General features: G+C 46.6%; 13 protein-coding genes. 3 read left to right on the top strand and 10 right to left on the bottom strand.

The features are described from left to right. Window positions 1-89: 89 nt before the first annotated feature. From KUA49_RS01640 to pckA, 7 genes are all read right to left on the bottom strand, one after another. Window positions 90-575, bottom strand: a complete 486-nt coding sequence (locus KUA49_RS01640) for an OmpH family outer membrane protein (RefSeq protein WP_203039056.1) — start codon at window positions 573-575, stop codon at window positions 90-92. 134 nt (window positions 576-709) lie between these two features. Then, the gene (locus KUA49_RS01635) at window positions 710-1225 is read right to left on the bottom strand and encodes an OmpH family outer membrane protein (RefSeq protein ID WP_203039054.1); all 516 of its coding nucleotides are present in this window, start codon (window positions 1223-1225) and stop codon (window positions 710-712) included. 11 nt (window positions 1226-1236) lie between these two features. Beyond that, on the bottom strand, window positions 1237-3873 hold the full coding sequence (locus KUA49_RS01630; protein ID WP_203039052.1) for an outer membrane protein assembly factor: 2637 nt from the start codon (window positions 3871-3873) through the stop codon (window positions 1237-1239). 68 nt (window positions 3874-3941) lie between these two features. Beyond that, entirely contained in the window at window positions 3942-4697 is a 756-nt protein-coding gene (locus tag KUA49_RS01625; RefSeq protein WP_203039050.1) for an isoprenyl transferase, read from the bottom strand. A 27-nt stretch (window positions 4698-4724) separates the two neighbouring features. Further along, on the bottom strand, window positions 4725-5417 hold the full coding sequence (locus KUA49_RS01620) for a DUF6089 family protein (protein ID WP_218412694.1): 693 nt from the start codon (window positions 5415-5417) through the stop codon (window positions 4725-4727). 57 nt (window positions 5418-5474) lie between these two features. Then, window positions 5475-6845: a DUF6242 domain-containing protein gene (locus tag KUA49_RS01615; RefSeq protein ID WP_218412695.1), complete on the bottom strand. Its 1371-nt coding sequence runs from the start codon at window positions 6843-6845 to the stop codon at window positions 5475-5477. A gap of 236 nt (window positions 6846-7081) precedes the next feature. Beyond that, on the bottom strand, window positions 7082-8695 hold the full coding sequence (gene pckA, locus KUA49_RS01610; RefSeq protein ID WP_118151705.1) for a phosphoenolpyruvate carboxykinase (ATP): 1614 nt from the start codon (window positions 8693-8695) through the stop codon (window positions 7082-7084). A gap of 458 nt (window positions 8696-9153) precedes the next feature. On the opposite strand from pckA, the gene upp reads away from it, so the two are divergent. Then, entirely contained in the window at window positions 9154-9813 is a 660-nt protein-coding gene (gene upp / locus KUA49_RS01605) for a uracil phosphoribosyltransferase (protein WP_217763101.1), read from the top strand. A gap of 512 nt (window positions 9814-10325) precedes the next feature. Next, the gene (locus tag KUA49_RS01600) at window positions 10326-10781 is read left to right on the top strand and encodes a hypothetical protein (protein ID WP_218412696.1); all 456 of its coding nucleotides are present in this window, start codon (window positions 10326-10328) and stop codon (window positions 10779-10781) included. A gap of 157 nt (window positions 10782-10938) precedes the next feature. On the opposite strand, the gene KUA49_RS01595 is transcribed toward KUA49_RS01600, so the two are convergent. After that, window positions 10939-12600 (bottom strand): nucleoside kinase, encoded by a 1662-nt coding sequence (locus KUA49_RS01595; protein ID WP_218412697.1) that lies wholly within the window; start codon window positions 12598-12600, stop codon window positions 10939-10941. A gap of 172 nt (window positions 12601-12772) precedes the next feature. Here KUA49_RS01595 and KUA49_RS01590 point away from each other — a divergent pair, with 172 nt between their 5' ends. Then, window positions 12773-14482: a Na/Pi cotransporter family protein gene (locus KUA49_RS01590; RefSeq protein WP_218412698.1), complete on the top strand. Its 1710-nt coding sequence runs from the start codon at window positions 12773-12775 to the stop codon at window positions 14480-14482. 100 nt (window positions 14483-14582) lie between these two features. Here the strand turns inward: KUA49_RS01590 and KUA49_RS01585 are convergent, their stop codons facing one another. After that, a complete protein-coding gene (locus KUA49_RS01585) occupies window positions 14583-15191 on the bottom strand; it encodes a hypothetical protein (protein WP_218412699.1) in 609 nt (202 codons plus the stop codon). 745 nt (window positions 15192-15936) lie between these two features. Continuing rightward, window positions 15937-17472 (bottom strand): ISL3 family transposase, encoded by a 1536-nt coding sequence (locus KUA49_RS01580; RefSeq protein ID WP_318331687.1) that lies wholly within the window; start codon window positions 17470-17472, stop codon window positions 15937-15939. Window positions 17473-17557 lie beyond the last annotated feature (85 nt).

Genomic DNA, 17557 nt, shown 5'->3' with positions numbered 1-17557 from the left:
TTATTTTTGTGAATAGATGTGCTAGATGATAAATAAGGGCAGGCACTTGTGCCTGCCCTTAGCTTCATTATCGTAATACTTACGTTGGATTACTTAATCTTAGACTGAACTTCCTTGGTTACATCCACCACGTTGGCGCCGGTATAGATAGCAGTGCCATCCTCCATGATGTATGTATAGTTGCCAGCCTTGCCCACAGCCTCGATAGCAGCACGCACCTTGGCGATGATAGGCTGCATCAGCTCGCTGCTCTTCTTCTGCAACTCCTGCTGACCATCCTGGTAAGCCTGCTGAATCTTCTGCTGCAGAGTTTGGAGCTCTGTCTCCTTCTGCTGCTTGGCAGTAGCGTTCATGGTGCTTGCACCCTTCTGGAACTCGTCAGCCTTGCGCTGCAACTCATCCTGCATAGATTTCAGTTCGTTCTCCTTCTGCTTCTGGAGAGCTTCCATCTCGCCATTAGCCTTAGCTACGTCAGGCAAAGACTGCATAATCTGCTGGGTGTTAACCTTGCCAAACTTCTGAGCCATCATTGTCATTGGTGCACAAAGCATCAACATTAAAATAAGCTTTTTCATTTCTGTTTTATTCTTTTTTAATTATTATTCTTTGTTCGTAAAGAGCCCCGTTTAGAGCCGCGCCCTTTCTTTTCGGCTGCAAATATACAATTATTTCTCGAAATAACCTAAATTATTTGCTTGAATAACATTTATTACTTGTTAGAATAGCCTAATTTCTGCAATACTTCGTTGCTGATGTCTATTTTTGGCGATCCGAAGATGATTCCATTGTTGCTGGCTCTGTCGATAACAAGCGAGTAACCGCGCAGGTCGGAGATTTCCTTCACTGCGTTGTATATCTCCTCCTGAATAGGTCCCATCAGTGCCTCGCGCATCTTGTAGAGGTCGCCCTCGGCACCGAAGTATTTCTTCTTCAGGTCGCTGGCTTCCTTCTCTTTCTGCATGATGGCATCCTGCTTGGCTTTCTTCTGCTCCTGAGAGAGGAAGACCACCTCGTTCTGATAGTTCTTATACAGGGTGCTTGCCTCCAGGTTGATGGCCTCTACTTCGGCCTGCCACTTGCGGCTCACCTGGTTCAACTGTTCGTTGGCACGCTCGTAGGCGGGTACATTCTTCAGGATGTACTCCATATCTACCAATGCATATTTCTGTGCATGTGCTGAGATGGCTGCTACAGCCATCATCAGCATCAATACTATTTTCTTCATAAAATCCGTTTTTAGAATTCCTGACCCAAGATGAAGTGGAACTGGCTTCCACCCTTCTTATACTGGCTGCCGTTCCATACCTTGTCGAAACCGTAAGCCCAGTCGATACCCATCAAACCTACCATTGGCAGGAAGATACGCACACCTACACCGGCACTGCGCTTCATGCTGAATGGGTTGAAGTCCTTGGTGTCATACCACGCATTACCTGCCTCTACGAAGGTCAAACCATAGATAGTGGTATTGCCCAGCAGGAATGGATAACGCAACTCCAGTGAGAAGCGGTCGTAGGCATAAGCATAGTAACCGGTGTTGCGGGTATAAGATACGGAACCGTTCTCGTAACCACGGAGTCCGATGGTTTCCTCACCATAGTAAGATGAGTAACCGCTCATACCGTCACCACCCACATAGTAGGTCTCGAATGGACTCTTCTTGTATTTGTTGTAAGCACCGAGCAGACCGAGCTCTACGCGGGTCATCAAGACGAGACACTTCTGACCGCTGGTCAATGCGGTATAGGTCTTTGCCTTGAACTTCCACTTGTGGTACTCAATCCAGCGATACTTCTCCTGCTGCTCCTCAGAGTAGGTTGGAGAGTTGGCGTTGTTGGCGAGGTTCTTGTAGTCCTTGTTGTCGAACGCACTCCATGGTGGAGTGAGGTTCACGCTTGCCTCGAACTCTGAACCACGACGTGGGAAGAGCTGGTTGTCGGTTGATGTACGGTTCAATGCGATGGTCAAGTTCAAGTTGTTCGCATTACCGTTGGTCATCAGCATGTAGCTCCAGTTTCTCATCATGTAGCGCTGGTAAGCCAACTGCACCGACAGGGTGAAGTAATCATCTGGCCAGCGGAGGCGCTTACCCCAACCGAGGCTCACACCCACCATCTGGATGTACTTATCCGGGTCGTAATAATTCTCGTAGTTATTGTAGTAACCAGAACCGTAGCCATACATGTAACTCATGTAGTTGTTCATGTAGGCACTGTTGTAGTAGTTGCTCGACACGTCAGTACTCTTGCTGTAGTAGGCACCCACACTAAACTGGATAGGACGCTTGCCGCCAAACCAGTTGGTAGAGTAGCTTACGTTGTAGCTCTGGTAGTAGGTACCGTTGGTCTGTGCACCGATGCTCAGCACCTCACCATCACCGATAGGCATGATGCCACGATGCTCCTTATTCTTATTGAAGAGGTTTGCCATAGAGAAGTTGTTGAGCTTCAAGCCCACACGTCCGATGACACCCGTCTGACCCCAACCGAGCGAGAACTCAATCTGGTCGTTACTCTTCTGCTCCAGGTTCCAGTTTACATCCACGGTTCCGTCCTCGTAGTTAGGCTTCACGTCTGGGCTAACCTTTTCTGGGTCGAAGTGTCCCATAGAAGCCAACTCACGAGCCGAACGCATCAGCGCCTCCTTAGAGAAGAGGTCGCCTGGCTTGGTACGGAGCTCACGGCGCACCACATTCTCATAAAGACGGGTGTTACCGTTGATACGTACGTGGCTCAGGTAAGCCTGAGGTCCCTCTGTTACGCGCATCTCCAAGTCAATGGAATCACCGTCGATATTGATTTCGGCAGGATTGATGCTGGAGAACACGTAACCATTGTTGTAGTAGAGGTTCGCCACCGCATCATCATCCTCGTTCAATCGCTTGTGCAGAATCTTCTGGTTATATACATCACCCTTCTTCATACCCAACAGATAGTTGAGCCTGTCTGTCTGATATACGGTGTTACCCACCCAGTTGATGTTGCGCACGAAGTACTGCTTGCCTTCGTCCACCTTGATATATACGTTCACATGCTTCTCGTCGAAGTTGCTGATGCTATCCTCCAGAATCTGGGCGTCGCGATAACCATACTCATAGTATTTTTCGATGAGTTTCTGCTTATCTTCCTTCCAGCGCTCAGGAGTAAACTTCTTCGACTTGAAGAAGGTGGCAAACTTGCCTGCCTCATGGGTCTTGGCAAAGGCACCCTTCGAGAAGAATCCACCCTTGATCTTGCGGTCAGAGAGTTTCTCGTTACCGTCGATGGTAATCTGATGAACCTTGATCTTCTGTTTCTTGTCCACGATGACATCCAGAATCACCTGTCCCTTGTTAGCCACGTCGTCGCGCTGGTTAATCTGGATATCGGCATTCTTGAATCCCTTGTCGTCGAAATACTTCTTGGCGAGAATCTTGGCACGGTCGAGCATGTTAGGGGTCACCTGCGTACCCTTCACCATACCCAGCTTCTGCTCCATATCCTCACGCTCACTCTTCTTCAAGCCCACATAGTTGATGTTCGAGATACGAGGGCGCACAGCCAGATAGATGTGCAGATAGAGTTTCTCGCCTACGATGGAGTCGGCAGCGATAGCAACCTTCGAGAAGAGGCCATGCTTCCAATAACGCTTCACAGCACTGGTGATTGCATCGCCAGGAACTTCTATTTCATCACCCACCGAGAGTCCGGAGATACCCGTGAGCACGTAGTCCTCGTATCCTTCCACACCCGAAACGTTGATACCGCCGATGGTCAGCGTGCGGGGTGTTCCGGCATACGAGATGTCGGGATTAACGATTTTATCTTGTGCCAGCATCTGCACACTCGCCATAACGCCCAGCAGCAGGATGAAAATCTTTCTAAACTTGTTCATTTATATACCTTATTATATATATAATATCTATAACTTATCTTCTTTGCTTACCTATCATCGTGGAGATGTTACTTGCTTTCCTCCTCTGCCTCTACCTGTGCCTCGGTCTTTCCGTAGCGGCGCTGGCGGGTCTGGAAGCTCTCTATAGCCTTGTGCAGACACTCCTCGTTGAAGTCTGGCCAATATGTGTCACAGAAGTAAAGTTCCGAATAGGCAATCTGCCAAAGCAGATAGTTGCTGATGCGCAACTCACCGCCCGTACGGATCAGCAGGTCTGGGTCTGGCATGAAGTTGGTCTCCAGGTGCTGCTCGAAGTTCTCCTCGGTCAGCATCTTCTCCACTTCTTCATAGCTGGCGCCCTTCTCCATGGCTTCCTTCACGGTTTCCTTCATCGCCTTCATGATTTCCCAGCGTGAGCTGTAGCTCAGTGCCACCACCATGGTCATGGCGTCGTTCTTGGCGGTATGGTCCATGGTTTCCTGCAACTTATCCTGCACAGCCTGTGGCAGACGCTTCATATCGCCGATTACACGGAAACGCACGTTGTTCTTCATGAAGATTTCATCCTCCAGTGAAGTGAGCACCAATCCCATCAGAGCCGAGATTTCGTCGGCAGGACGATTCCAGTTCTCTGTAGAGAAGGTATAGAGGGTGAGATACTTCACGCCGAGGCGAGTACACTCTGATGTGATGCAACGCACTGCGTCAACTCCAGCCTGATGGCCGTAGCTGCGGTCCTTACCTCTTTCAGTAGCCCAGCGTCCATTGCCATCCATGATGATGGCGATGTGCTCAGGAATTCTGTTCATATCCAAGTTGTTCATATAATATTCTTCTTTATTTACGAGTTCTTAATCTTCCTTATTACAAGTTTTACATCTTTCGCTGAAACTGTAGGTGAGCGATAACTGGAGCATCGAGTAGCAGTCGGTGTTCTTGAAGGCTCCGCTGCTCTTGATGAGATAGGGGTCTTTCACCCCGTCCAGTTCGTCGTTCAGCGAGAAATGGATGGTCCAGTCCACGCCGATGTTCAGCCTGTCTGTCACCTTATATTTGGCGCCGATGCCCAGGGGCACGTTGGCGGTAAATACATTCTTCCCGTCTCCCTTCACAAAGGTGGCTCCCAGGCCGCCAAACACGAAGGGCACCAGCCTTTTGGCTCCGCGATAGTCCCTGCCTGTGCCGTAAGGCCAGAAGTTATACTCAAACACCAGGCTCATATCCACCAGCGTGTTGTTGAAGGAGTAAGGTGCCTCCTGATAGTCGGGATAGTAGGTTTCCACCTTGTCGGTGGATCCTTTCAGTTTGCCGAACGCCAGGTTGAGCCGCAAGTCCTTGTATGGGTCGAAATTATATCTGCCCACGATGGCTCCCATCGGCTGCTGGTTGGCAAAGACATTGCCGTTCAGGTCGCCTTCGTAAGCCACCAGACCAACGCCCGCACCTATCTCCATGCGATATTGCGGGTCGTCCTGCGCCCTTGCCCATTGCATCTGGAACAAGAGGCACAGCAGCAACAGGAAGTTGCGCAAGCTGATTTTCATTTCCTATACCTTATTATATATAATGTCTTGTTAATGCTTTGCCAAACGAGGGATGGCTTAGTCCTTGCGCCAGCCATCGATGTTATAGCGTCCCTTCCATACGTAACCGTTGCGGATTACCCAGTAGAAGTGGTTGTTGTCGCGGCAGAAACCGAAGCGGCCGGTATTTGCCTTGAACTCTGCTGGCAGGGTGATGAGCGAATCCACCGCCCAGGTCAGTCCGTTGTCCTTGCTCTTATACCAGTTGCCGTTGCTTCCCAGAGCCACATAGCCGGTATCGGCAGCGCAGGTAATCACCTCGCTCATCATCGGCAGCATGTTCTTAGCCTGGTTGGCATCCACATCCATATAGTTCCAGGCATATTCAGGAGCATTGCTGGCATAATCTGCCACATGAGTCCAGGTGGTAGCGATGGTATCGCCGTAGCTGGCATCACGGGTTCCCAGGAGGAGTACGTTCTCGGCATTCTTCACCGAAGCGATGCCCGAAACGCTCATGCTCAGGTTCTGGGTTGGCAGGAGATCATATTTTGCATCTATCTTCTGGGCTGTCCAGGTGGCTCCCTTATCCTTGGATACGGAGATGCCAGTAGCCGTGAAGGCATAGAGATACTTGCTGCTGGCACCAGCCAGCTGCTTGAGTTCGCTGTTCTCTCCCACCTGCTGCCAGGTAGCAGCATCGGCAGAAAGATAAACCTTACTGCCTGAAAGGAGGAAGATATTGCCATCCATCATCACGGCATTCTGATAGTCATCAGCTGCGAAAGCCTGGTTAGGGGTAACCTCTGTCCACGCAGTACCGTCTGTATAAGAAGTCTTGTATATCTTCATACCCTCGGCAGTCTTACCGAAGGCATAAATGTATTCGCCCAGGGCGAGCACCTTCACATCCTGGAGGGCAGCCAAAGCAGCCTGTGCTCCTTTAGCCTGCCAGTTGAAATCGTATGGCTTCTCCTGATGCACATTCACGGTCACGGTGTAAGTGGTGTATGCAGAGAAGGCATTGTTGTACACGCGGATTTTGCGTGGCTGCGAGAAATCGATGGAGTCGGTGCTTGAATAATAGACAGCCGAATCAAGATTCTCTGGTTGTTTAGCATGCATCAGGATCACCGGACTGCTGTTCTTGCTGGCGATGGTAGCCAACACGGCAGCTGTCCTTGTACCGGCTGGCAAGGAATCCGCATTATAGATCTGACGGGTGGTCTGATTTATATAAAATTTATAGTTGGAGCCCGTCACGTTCGACTTCAGCAGGGTATCCTTTCCGGCAGCAGTCTTAGCATATCTGTCGAGGTTACCGAGCGAGAAGCTGGTGATGGCCGTATCGTATGTATATTCCACAGTTGTATCGTCGCTGCTCAAGCAAGATGAGAGCGAGAAAGTAGCTGTAATCAGTGCTATGAAAGCAAAAAACTTCCTTTTCATTCTATTCAATTTTTCTTTTTAGCTGCAAATTTACGGAGAATTCTTCAAAAATCCGCCCTTTTCACCTTATTATTATGCAAATTATTCATTTTAGGGGCTTTTTTTATATTTTTTAGTGATTAAGAGCTAGGAAAAGACATGAAATCGGGGAAAAACGGGAAAATCATAGACGAAGAAATCCCGCTTCTCTTGCGAGAAACGGGATTCCATATTTAGCATGAATTCGAATTGTCGAATTAGAGTTGTGGACCAGCAGCAACGAGAGCCTTACCAGCCTCGTTTGTCTCATACTTCTTGAAGTTCTTGATGAAGCGAGCAGCCAAATCCTTAGCCTTCTCCTCCCACTGAGAAGCATCAGCGTATGTATCACGAGGATCGAGGATCTTAGGATCTACGCCTTCCAACTGTGTAGGAACTACGAAGTTGAAGAATGGGATAGTCTTTGTAGGAGCTGCGTCGATTGAGTGGTCGAGGATAGCGTCGATGATACCACGTGTATCGCGGATAGAGATACGCTTGCCTGTACCGTTCCAACCTGTGTTAACCAAGTATGCCTTAGCACCAGACTTCTGCATCTTCTTTACCAACTCCTCAGCGTACTTAGTTGGGTGCAACTCCAAGAATGCCTGACCGAAGCAAGCAGAGAATGTTGGAGTAGGCTCGGTGATACCGCGCTCTGTACCAGCCAACTTAGCTGTGAAGCCAGAGAGGAAGTAATACTTAGTCTGCTCAGCGTTCAAGATAGATACTGGTGGCAATACACCGAATGCATCTGCTGAGAGGAAGATAACCTGCTTAGCAGCTGGACCCTGAGAGAATGGACGCTGGATGTTCTTGATGTGGTAGATAGGATAAGATACACGAGTATTCTCGGTAACAGTCTTATCTGCGAAGTCAATCTTACCATCCTTAGCTACAGTTACGTTCTCGAGGAGAGCGTCACGTGTGATAGCACCGTAGATATCTGGCTCAGACTCCTTGTCGAGGTTGATAACCTTAGCGTAGCAACCACCTTCGAAGTTGAACACACCCTCGTCGTCCCATCCGTGCTCATCGTCACCGATCAACTTACGCTTAGGGTCTGTTGACAATGTAGTCTTACCTGTACCAGAAAGACCGAAGAAGATAGCTGTATTCTCACCGTTCATATCTGTGTTGGCAGAGCAGTGCATAGAAGCCATACCCTTCAATGGCAAGAAGTAGTTCATCATAGAGAACATACCCTTCTTCATCTCACCACCATACCATGTGTTGATGATAACCTGCTCCTTAGAAGTTACGTTGAATACAACGGCTGTCTCTGAGTGGAGACCCAACTCCTTCCAGTTCTCAACCTTTGCCTTAGAAGCATTGTAAACGATGAAGTCTGGCTCCTGATCGAACTCAGCCTCGTTCTGAGGACGGATGAACATATTTGTTACGAAGTGTGCCTGCCATGCTACCTCAACGATGAAACGTACCTTCATACGTGTATCCTTGTGTGTACCGCAGAAACCATCTACTACGAACAACTTCTTGTTAGAAAGCTCCTTCTTAGCGATCTCCTTAACGGCATTCCAAGCCTCTGGAGTAGCCTTGTGGTTATCGTTGTGATACTCCTCAGAATCCCACCATACAGTGTCGTGAGATGTAGCATCGTCAACGATGAACTTGTCTTTAGGAGAACGACCTGTGTAAATACCAGTCATTACGTTAACTGCACCGAGCTCAGTCTCCTGACCAACCTCAAAACCCTCGAGACCTTCCTTAGTCTCCTCATTGAACAATACCTCATAAGAAGGATTGTAGAGAACCTCAGTTGTACCTGTGATTCCGTACTTTGCCAAAACTGACTTATCAAACTTTGCCATTTTATTTTAAATGTATTTAAGTTGTGAATAATTTCTCTTTACCTTGGTTGATAGAAGAAACCATCATTCTCCCAAAACCGCCGCAAAGGTACGAAAAATATGTTTTATAGCAAAGATTCTTAGATAATATTCTTGCTTTTTAAAATCTTTTTAGGTTAAAGAATCAAAAATCAGCCAATTCATCTATAATTTGCCATATTGACTTTGCAAATATTCCGGCTAATCTGCTTCTATATGTGCTTTGCTTTCCACCTATTTATATATAAAAGGAGAATATACGCCATATACAAGAGAGAATAAACGCCATATATATAAAGAGAAGAAGGAGGCTTTTGATGCTCCCCGAAAAAAAACAGAAAAACATTTTGTAGTTTCCGCATTAAATCGTATCTTTGCAGAAATTTAGCAATAAACAAGCAAGTTTTTAAGATATAACGAGAAATTAAAATATTACAGCTATGGAGATTATCAATCTGAGCGAGCATAACAGCATCATCAACAGATACCTGGCAGAGATGCGTGACTGCGACTATCAAAAGAACCGTCTTCTCTTCCGCAACAACATCAAGAGAATCGGCGAGTATGAGGCTTTTGAGATTTCAAAGACCCTCAATTATCAATCTAAAGAGGTGACCACCCCGCTGGGCGTGGCACAAGTCAATCTTCCTACCGACAAGATTGTCATCGGTACCATCTTCCGTGCCGGTCTGCCTTTCCACGAGGGTTTCCTGAACATCTTCGACCATTCGGGCAATGCCTTCGTTAGTGCCTATCGCGAATATACCAACAAGGAACATACCGAGATTGGCGTTCACATTGAGTATCTGGCTACCCCAGACCTCACCGACAAGACGCTCATCATCGCTGACCCTATGCTTGCCACCGGCATCAGCATGGAAATGGGTATGAAGGCGTTTCTTACCAAGGGCAATCCTAAGCACATCCACGTGGCTTGCGTCCTCGCTTCGCCAGAAGGCATCGAGCACGTAAAGAAGACTTTCCCAGAAGACAAGACCACCATCTGGTGCGCTTCTATCGACGAGGGATTGAACGAACATAAATACATCGTACCAGGATTCGGCGACGCCGGAGACCTCTGCTACGGCAACAAACTGTAAAAGAGTGTGAGTCATTATTCATCGGATTACGCAGAATAAACGGAACCTTAACCGCCTTCATCAGATTACTCACGGATTTTAAACGGAAACTCGACCTGACGGTCGTGGCGATACCCCCTAAAGCTGGAAAAAGCCAGCCTATACGGCGCTAGCCCAATGGCCGTAAGGCCAAATCCGTTTAAATTCCGTGCGTAATCCGTGGAGCAAGAATGTTCCGTTAACTCAGCGTAATCCGATGAAGAAAATCTATGAAGAAAAGAAAAAGAGGAACACTACACTCCATCTTTTTAATAATGGAACGAACTGCCGCCCAGGAACTCTCGCAGAAGCGAAGTAGGCGGCAGATTATTATAAATGCGCTCTTTTAGAACAAAAATCGTATCGTCAAGCGCACAGACGATAAAACAGGAAAAGTTTTTGTTACATAAGACAAAGTTCGTTTTAAATTAATCTTGTATATTTGCACCCATAATTTAATTATTAACAAAAATGTCAAACGTATGAAAAAGATTATGAGAAGTACTATAATAACAGCAGTGTTAATCTGCATTTTTACCTTAGTGGTCAGTTGCTCTAATAGCGACGAAAATATCACGTCATATAGTAAGTATGAGGTTCCTACCGATATAATGATAGAGACTCCAGACAATCAGATTCTTGTCATAAACTCAAAAGATGACTTTGAAAAGTATTTCAAGAATTGTGCAAGTAGCGCAAGACCTAATACAAAATTAGAGCTACCTGTAGTGAACTTCCAAAAATATACGCTAATCTACATACAAGGAGAATCACCACATGGGATTGCCAAACTAGAGAGTTCCTTGGAGCCTATAGAAAACTGCAAAATTCTATCTATCCATATAGAACAGAATTATACAAATGTGATGCAAAGATGGAATGTGGCATATCTTATCGATAAAGAAGATAAGCCAAACATCAAATTACAATACCACATAATAGCCCCATAGTCTAAAGGGAAAGAGTGGTATTTATCCCAAAAAGTGGCGATAGGTGTGCTAAATCTCATAAAAAAACATAGATTTAGCACACCTATCGCCACTTTTTGACGTAATAGCTCTGTAATAGCTCTAAACAAGCCTTGCCTGCATCACATGCCAGAAACCTTTAATAATGGAATGAGCTGCCCCCCAGGAACTCTCGCAGAAGCGAAGTAGGCGGCAGATTGTTATAAGGTATTCCCTTGAAATACTTCAGGAACTTGAGAAGGCGATATGCCTCGGCATGCTCCTCGCAATTTTCCGGAACCTGCTGCAATAGAGGCTCTGCCTGCATCTTGATAACCGACAACTCATAAAGCATCGCCGTGTTGAACATAGCATCAGCATTCTCCTGATATGGGAATATCCACTTGTTCTCACCTGCCCTTACCGAAGGCCAGCGATGAATCGTCTCCTGCGCTGACACACCCCTATACTTATAGTCGCGGATGATGCGACGGAGCAATCGGTTGTCGGTGGTAGGGATATAGTTATGATTATCCAGCAGAATGGTGGTCAGCGCCGACGCATACACACGATAAATCTGCTCCTGCGGAATATGAGCCGTCAGTTCTGGGTTCAAGGCATGGATTCCCTCAACCACCAGCACATTGTTAGGCTCCATCTTCAGCTTCTTTCCACTCTTCACACTCTTGCCCGAAGGGAAATCATATTTCGGCAACTCCACCTCCTCGCCACGGAAAAGAGCATTAAACTGCTCGTTCAGCAGATCGAGATTCAGGGCATAGATGCTCTCAAAATCATATTCGCCATTGTCATCCTTCGGCGTCCTGTCTCTATCCACAAAGTAATCGTCCAGCGAAATCTGTAGAGGCTTCAGTCCGTTCACGGCAAGCTGGATGCTCAATCGCTTGCAGGATGTGGTCTTGCCCGAAGACGAAGGACCAGCCAGCAACACGAGCTTCACGCCCTGACGGTTCGCAATATCCTCGGCTATCTTGGCTATCTTCTTCTCCTGCAGTGCCTCACTGATGTTGATGATGTCGGTGGCATGTCCCGCATCTATCGCCTGGTTGAAGTCGCCCACGGTTCTGATGCCCAGGATGTCCTGCCAGCGATGGTGCTCCTTGAAGATGTCGAACATCTTATCCTGCTTCGTCATCTCGCCCAATTTATCCGGATCCTTGAGCGAAGGAATGCGCAGCAGCATGCCATCGTAATACTTCTCCAATCCGAAGAGATAAAGCCCCGAAGTGTTGGTGAGCAGCGTGCCGTAATAGAAATCCACATATTCACCTATTTTATAATAGGTGGTATAGATGGAGCCGGAAGTCTTGAGCAGTTTCACTTTTTCCACATCCCCCTTTTCCTGAAACAGGGCGATGGCATCCTCGGTAGGCACCATGTATCGGCGTATCGGCATCTTGGCATCGATGATTTCCTGCATGCGGCGTCGGAGGATGTTCACATCCTCTTCCACTACCGGGCGACCCAGACGGATATCTACATAGAAACCGTTGGATACGGGGATATCAATCACCACATCCGTATTGGGATAGATGTCCTGCACCGCCTTGCACAGCACGAAGAAGAGGGTGCGGGTGTAGGCGCGCGAACCGGAGGCGGAGGCCATATCAAGAAACTCAACATCCTTGGAGTTATAAACACGATAATGCATGCCTTCAACCTTATTATTTACCCTTGCAGACACCGGTCCGTGGGTCATTTTGAGGTCAAATGCAGAAAAAACATCAAAAAGTGTGCTCCCGATTTCGACTTTCTGAGTTTTTTTATTATTTTTGCAACGGATTTGAATCATTTGTTTCATTTGTATTAAAATGATGTTACAATGTTATACTAATCTATGCCTTTTGAAGCCCTGCTAAAGACACTTCTCAGGCAATGCCTGCCCGCAATACCGCGGACTAGGCTTACAGAGCGTAAAGTTACGAAAAAAATCGTGAACTTGGTGTACTTGACAACATTAATTAAGTTATAATATGTCGATTTGGATATTTTTTAGGCTTATTGGAGCACTCGCCTTACTTATGTTTGGTATGAAGACCATGAGCGACAGTTTGCAGAAGATGGCAGGACCACAGCTCCGCCATGTGTTAGGAACTATGACCACCAATCGTTTGACGGGCATCCTCTCGGGTACGCTCATCACCGCTGCGGTGCAGTCTTCTACAGCTACGACGGTGATGACCGTATCATTCGTCAATGCCGGTCTCCTTACCCTTGCCCAGGCGATTTCCGTCATCATGGGCGCCAACATTGGAACCACACTCACTGCCTGGATCATGAGTGCGGGTTTCTCGTTCAACATCACGGATTTTGTATGGCCGGCGTTCTTCATCGCCATCATCCTCATCTATAGTAAGAAGCGCAAGATTATCGGCGACTTCATCTTCGGTATATCCTTTATGTTCCTAGGCTTGGGTACGCTTCGCCAAACCGGCATCGACATGGATCTGGCTCATAACCAGCCAGTTCTCGATTTCTTTGCAAGTTTCGATCCCCACAGTTTCCAGACCACCATCACCTTCCTGCTCATTGGTAGTGTCCTGACCATGTGCGTGCAGAGTTCGGCAGCCGTCATGGCGATTACGATGATTCTCTGCTCCACTGGCGTATTGCCTATCTATCAGGGTATTGCGCTTGTGATGGGTGAGAATATCGGTACCACGGTCACCTCTAACGTGGCAGCACTCACCGCCAACACCCAGGCACGAAGAGCGGCGATGGCGCACATGGTGTTCAACATCTTCGGTGTACTCTGGATACTCTGCGTGTTCCGTCCGTTCATCCATCTGGTTTGCGGTTGGGTAGGTTTCGACGATATGATGGAGAAGAGCGATCCTCATTTCGTTGCCAATGCAGCCAAGCTGTCGTTTGTGCTAGCCGCCTTCCATACCACGTTCAACCTCTCCAACACCTTTATCCTGGTTTGGTTTATCCCTCAGATAGAGAAGTTGGTATGCAAGATTATCCGTCCAAAGAAGAATGCCGACGAGGACGATTTCCGTCTGCGTTTCATCCAGAGCGGTATCATGAAGACTCCGGAAATCTCTGTATTGGAGGCTCAGAAGGAGATTCATTGTTTCGCAGAGCGCATCCAGCGTATGTTCGGCATGGTGAAGGAACTCCTGGGCGAGACCAACGACGATAAGTTTATCAAGCTCTATACCCGCATCGAGAAGTACGAAGGCATCTCCGACAACATGGAGATTGAGATTGCGAAGTATCTCGACCAGGTGAGTGATTCTCATCTTTCTGACGAGACGAAGGCGAAGATTCGCGCCATGCTGCGTGAGATTTCAGAGATTGAGAGTATCGGTGACAGCTGTTTCAACATCGCCCGTACCCTGAACCGCCGCATCCGTGGCAAGGAAGATTTCATTCCTTCTCAGTATGAGCACATGCACCAGATGATGGAGCTTACGGATAATGCCCTCACCCAGATGAACATCACTCTCGTAGGTCATAAGGGGGACAACGATGCCAACCTCTCTTTCAACATCGAGAACGAGATCAACAACTATCGCAACCAGTTGAAGAGCCAGAACATCAACGATGTAAACAACCATCTCTACACCTACGCCATCGGTACCATGTACATGGATATCATCCAGGAGTGCGAGAAGCTCGGCGACTACGTGGTGAACGTAGTGGAGGCCCGCATGGGTGTAAGACAGCATGAAGCTTGATTTTAGTTGATAGTTAAGAGTTTATAGTTTAAAGGGCATGAAGTTCACAAACGTGATCTCCATGCCCTTCGCTTTTCTTCATCATCTATACTTTTACATTCTATTCTTCTACACGTGCATTCTCCTGGGTTGCATTTTCCTTTTCCAGGAGACACCATTTGATGCCTCCGTTCTGTCCTGCCACATAATTGCAGAGCGGGATGCCGGGATGATGCAGATTGGAGAGATAGAGAGGCTCATCGGCTACTAACTGATGGCAGACGAAGGTATCGCCCACCGACAACTTGCTGTTCACGCTTTCCATCACCTCGAAGCGGTCATCGCCACAGTATTCTATCACGAGGAGTCTTCCCGGGTTCCATTTCACCTTTACCTGTTCCCCCAGGTTGAGCGCTTCCGCCACGAGCTTGCTTTTCACGAAGAATCGGCTCGAAGAGACAGCATTCTTTCCTGCCACAAACGATTCCCAATCGGGATATCCCACCATACGGGAGAGAAGATTGAGGTTATATACGCTTGGTTTGCAGGATGTTACTACATATCCCCACATACGTTTCAGGGTACTCACCGAGATGGTTTCGTTGGTATATCCCAAAATCTGGCAGGTGAGGAACTCAAAATCCTTTGGTGACATGATGGTTCTTCCCACCAATGTTTCCACCTCGAGTTTGAGTCGTTCGAAATCTTCTTGATTGAAATGTTCTACCATATCACTTTCTTTTTTCTAGTCCGTTTTATACAAATAAGCCATTTGCAGCGACAAAGATACACATTATTTTCCATTCATTCCTCATTTTCTCCCACTTTTTTTTGCAACCAGGTGAAAATGAATCAAAATGAACCAACTTTGTAGCAGGAAAAGACACATTTCAAGCATCAGAAAAGCTCGTATTTAGTATTAAGAAAACTCATTTCAAGCATCAAGGAATGTTCCCCGAGGCTTTGCCCAACTTTGCCCGGAGCTTTGGGCACTTTTAACCGGGATTGTCGGTTAAAAGCACCCGTGTTCCCGGACATGGTTGCTCATGTTCCCGGGCATAAGTACTCATGTTCGTGGGTACAAAGTGGCGAACCACATCCAGTGTTGCTCCATGTTCGCCCCCTTTGGGGACAGAAGGAAACTACTTGCGATAGTGCGGCAAAATATCCTAATCCCAAAATTTATACTGATTTTTGGGATTAGAGGCAAAAAAGGATGAAATGAAGCCTTTTTTGAAGCATCAATCTAACTCTTCCACCAGGCATTCCATGTCTTCTGCCAGGTGTCCCATATTCCGTCAGGAGTCCCTTCTTCCGTTTGGAAATAGCGTGGTAACAAATGGCAATAGCGTGGTAATAGAGACAGGGTTATTACCACGCACAAACAACTATATATCAAATAGTTATCTTCCGCGTGGTAATAGTGGTATTAAATTTTAAAAACTTTTTTGGGTTCTTCTCAAATTTTGGTACATTTATGTATCTAAGTTTGAGGAGACCTTTATCTGCAAAAGAGAAATCGATGCTCTTCCACCCATAATTCGCTTTGCGGTCTTTATCTTGTTGACCGAACCTTCAAGGATTCCATTGTTCAATTTGCTAGCAATAGAATTATTGATGGCGGAATAGTCCTTAATCAGTCCTTTGGCAAACTTTTCCATTTTCTCATTACCACATCCTATGACCATGTTAATCCATTTGTACAAGTTCATTTTGACCTCTCCGCTCAAAATGCCTTGAAATGTTGTTATATAATAGGCTAAATCGGTAATATGCAAGTCCTGCAGAAACAATCTGACTGTATCAGTCTTGGTTTTCCAGTTGAAGTGAACTATTGAATTCCAAAGGTCATACTCTTCGCTCCTGATAGTTGCCTTTGCAAGAAATGCCTTGTAGGCATCATCGTATGCCTTCCAGTCTTCCTTCCATTTTTCTCTCAGTAGAAAAAGAAGTCTTTTCAGTATTTCTTTCTTCTCTGTAGAATGTAACCCCTTGGTAACCACAGAGTAATCCAATGACTTTTTACAGAGAATCCTGTTTGTAATAGATTCTATGGCTTTGTAAGCCCTTAGTTGCGTTGGGTTGAGCAAGTCCTCATATTTGGTGTTCCTTAGCTTTCCCATCTTAAATCCATCAAACCCTGTTTTGTCATGGATTTCACTCAAAGTCAGTCCTTGCCTTGCATAAAGATCCATGAAAGTGTTCCATTCAGCCATTTTCTTGATTCTTCTTGTATCCTTGCACATCGATTCCAAGACTGCATATATGCTGGTATAAAGCCAACCTCTACTTATTTGTGGCTTAATGGGACCAACTAGACCTTGAGTCAGCAACTCCATTCTCTTATGCAAAAACTCCTGCAGAATCTTTGGAAAGACTGCGCTCGTCAAGTCTTCAATGACATGGAATTTGTCTGTGATAGCATGTGCTGATGGGGCTCCTTGCTTGATAGCCTTAATGAAGCATCGTCCCCTATCACGAGTGATAGTATCGACTTTCTTGTATTGTTTCAAGACATTTGCCACAATCGAAGAATCTCTAGAGTCTATCAGTTCCAAAATCTCGCCTGTGTCATGGTCTACGATAACACTGCCATAGGTATGTCCCTTTCTCTTGGCAAAGTCATCTATGCCTATATTCCTGGCAGTCCTGTCTGGAAGTCTTTGGATCTTTTTCAAATGATTTATGCAAGTATTTGGACAGCAGGTGATTCCCATCTTTCTCATGACCTTGGAGGTCGACACAGATGACATATGTATATGAAGCTGGTTCATCAACTCTATGCATCTTACACTGAATCTTGCATATTTGTTTAGCCACTTCGTCTGTTGCTCTACAAATATATGTTTATCAGACTGGCAGTAAAAACGGCGCATGTAAAGGGTGAGAACAAACCGTTTACACCCTAAAGGACACATCGTGACCGTTCTCTTTTGCCAGCCACGGGTATGAGTGGTTTTCTGGCCACAACGGTCGCAGAAGGCATGGGTAGCCGTACTCACGAGAACCATTTTGAGTTCCGTGGAAGAGAAGTCACAACTTGTGATAAAAAAGCCATCTATGGCAGGAAAAATGTCCATAAGAAGTTTTTCTCCG

Origin of the sequence: Segatella copri (assembly GCF_019249655.2) — a bacterium.
Classification (GTDB): domain Bacteria; phylum Bacteroidota; class Bacteroidia; order Bacteroidales; family Bacteroidaceae; genus Prevotella.
This window is presented reverse-complemented; position numbering and strand designations above follow the sequence as displayed.

Bases quoted from the DNA above. Each gene is read 5' to 3' on its own strand.
- KUA49_RS01640 (WP_203039056.1), bottom strand. From the start codon at position 575: ATGAAAAAGCTTATTTTAATGTTGATGCTTTGTGCACCAATGACAATG.
- KUA49_RS01635 (WP_203039054.1), bottom strand. From the start codon at position 1,225: ATGAAGAAAATAGTATTGATGCTGATGATGGCTGTAGCAGCCATCTCA.
- KUA49_RS01630 (WP_203039052.1), bottom strand. From the start codon at position 3,873: ATGAACAAGTTTAGAAAGATTTTCATCCTGCTGCTGGGCGTTATGGCG.
- KUA49_RS01625 (WP_203039050.1), bottom strand. From the start codon at position 4,697: ATGAACAACTTGGATATGAACAGAATTCCTGAGCACATCGCCATCATC.
- KUA49_RS01620 (WP_218412694.1), bottom strand. From the start codon at position 5,417: ATGAAAATCAGCTTGCGCAACTTCCTGTTGCTGCTGTGCCTCTTGTTC.
- KUA49_RS01615 (WP_218412695.1), bottom strand. From the start codon at position 6,845: ATGAAAAGGAAGTTTTTTGCTTTCATAGCACTGATTACAGCTACTTTC.
- pckA (WP_118151705.1), bottom strand. From the start codon at position 8,695: ATGGCAAAGTTTGATAAGTCAGTTTTGGCAAAGTACGGAATCACAGGT.
- upp (WP_217763101.1), top strand. From the start codon at position 9,154: ATGGAGATTATCAATCTGAGCGAGCATAACAGCATCATCAACAGATAC.
- KUA49_RS01600 (WP_218412696.1), top strand. From the start codon at position 10,326: ATGAGAAGTACTATAATAACAGCAGTGTTAATCTGCATTTTTACCTTA.
- KUA49_RS01595 (WP_218412697.1), bottom strand. From the start codon at position 12,600: ATGAAACAAATGATTCAAATCCGTTGCAAAAATAATAAAAAAACTCAG.
- KUA49_RS01590 (WP_218412698.1), top strand. From the start codon at position 12,773: ATGTCGATTTGGATATTTTTTAGGCTTATTGGAGCACTCGCCTTACTT.
- KUA49_RS01585 (WP_218412699.1), bottom strand. From the start codon at position 15,191: ATGGTAGAACATTTCAATCAAGAAGATTTCGAACGACTCAAACTCGAG.
- KUA49_RS01580 (WP_318331687.1), bottom strand. From the start codon at position 17,472: ATGGTTCTCGTGAGTACGGCTACCCATGCCTTCTGCGACCGTTGTGGC.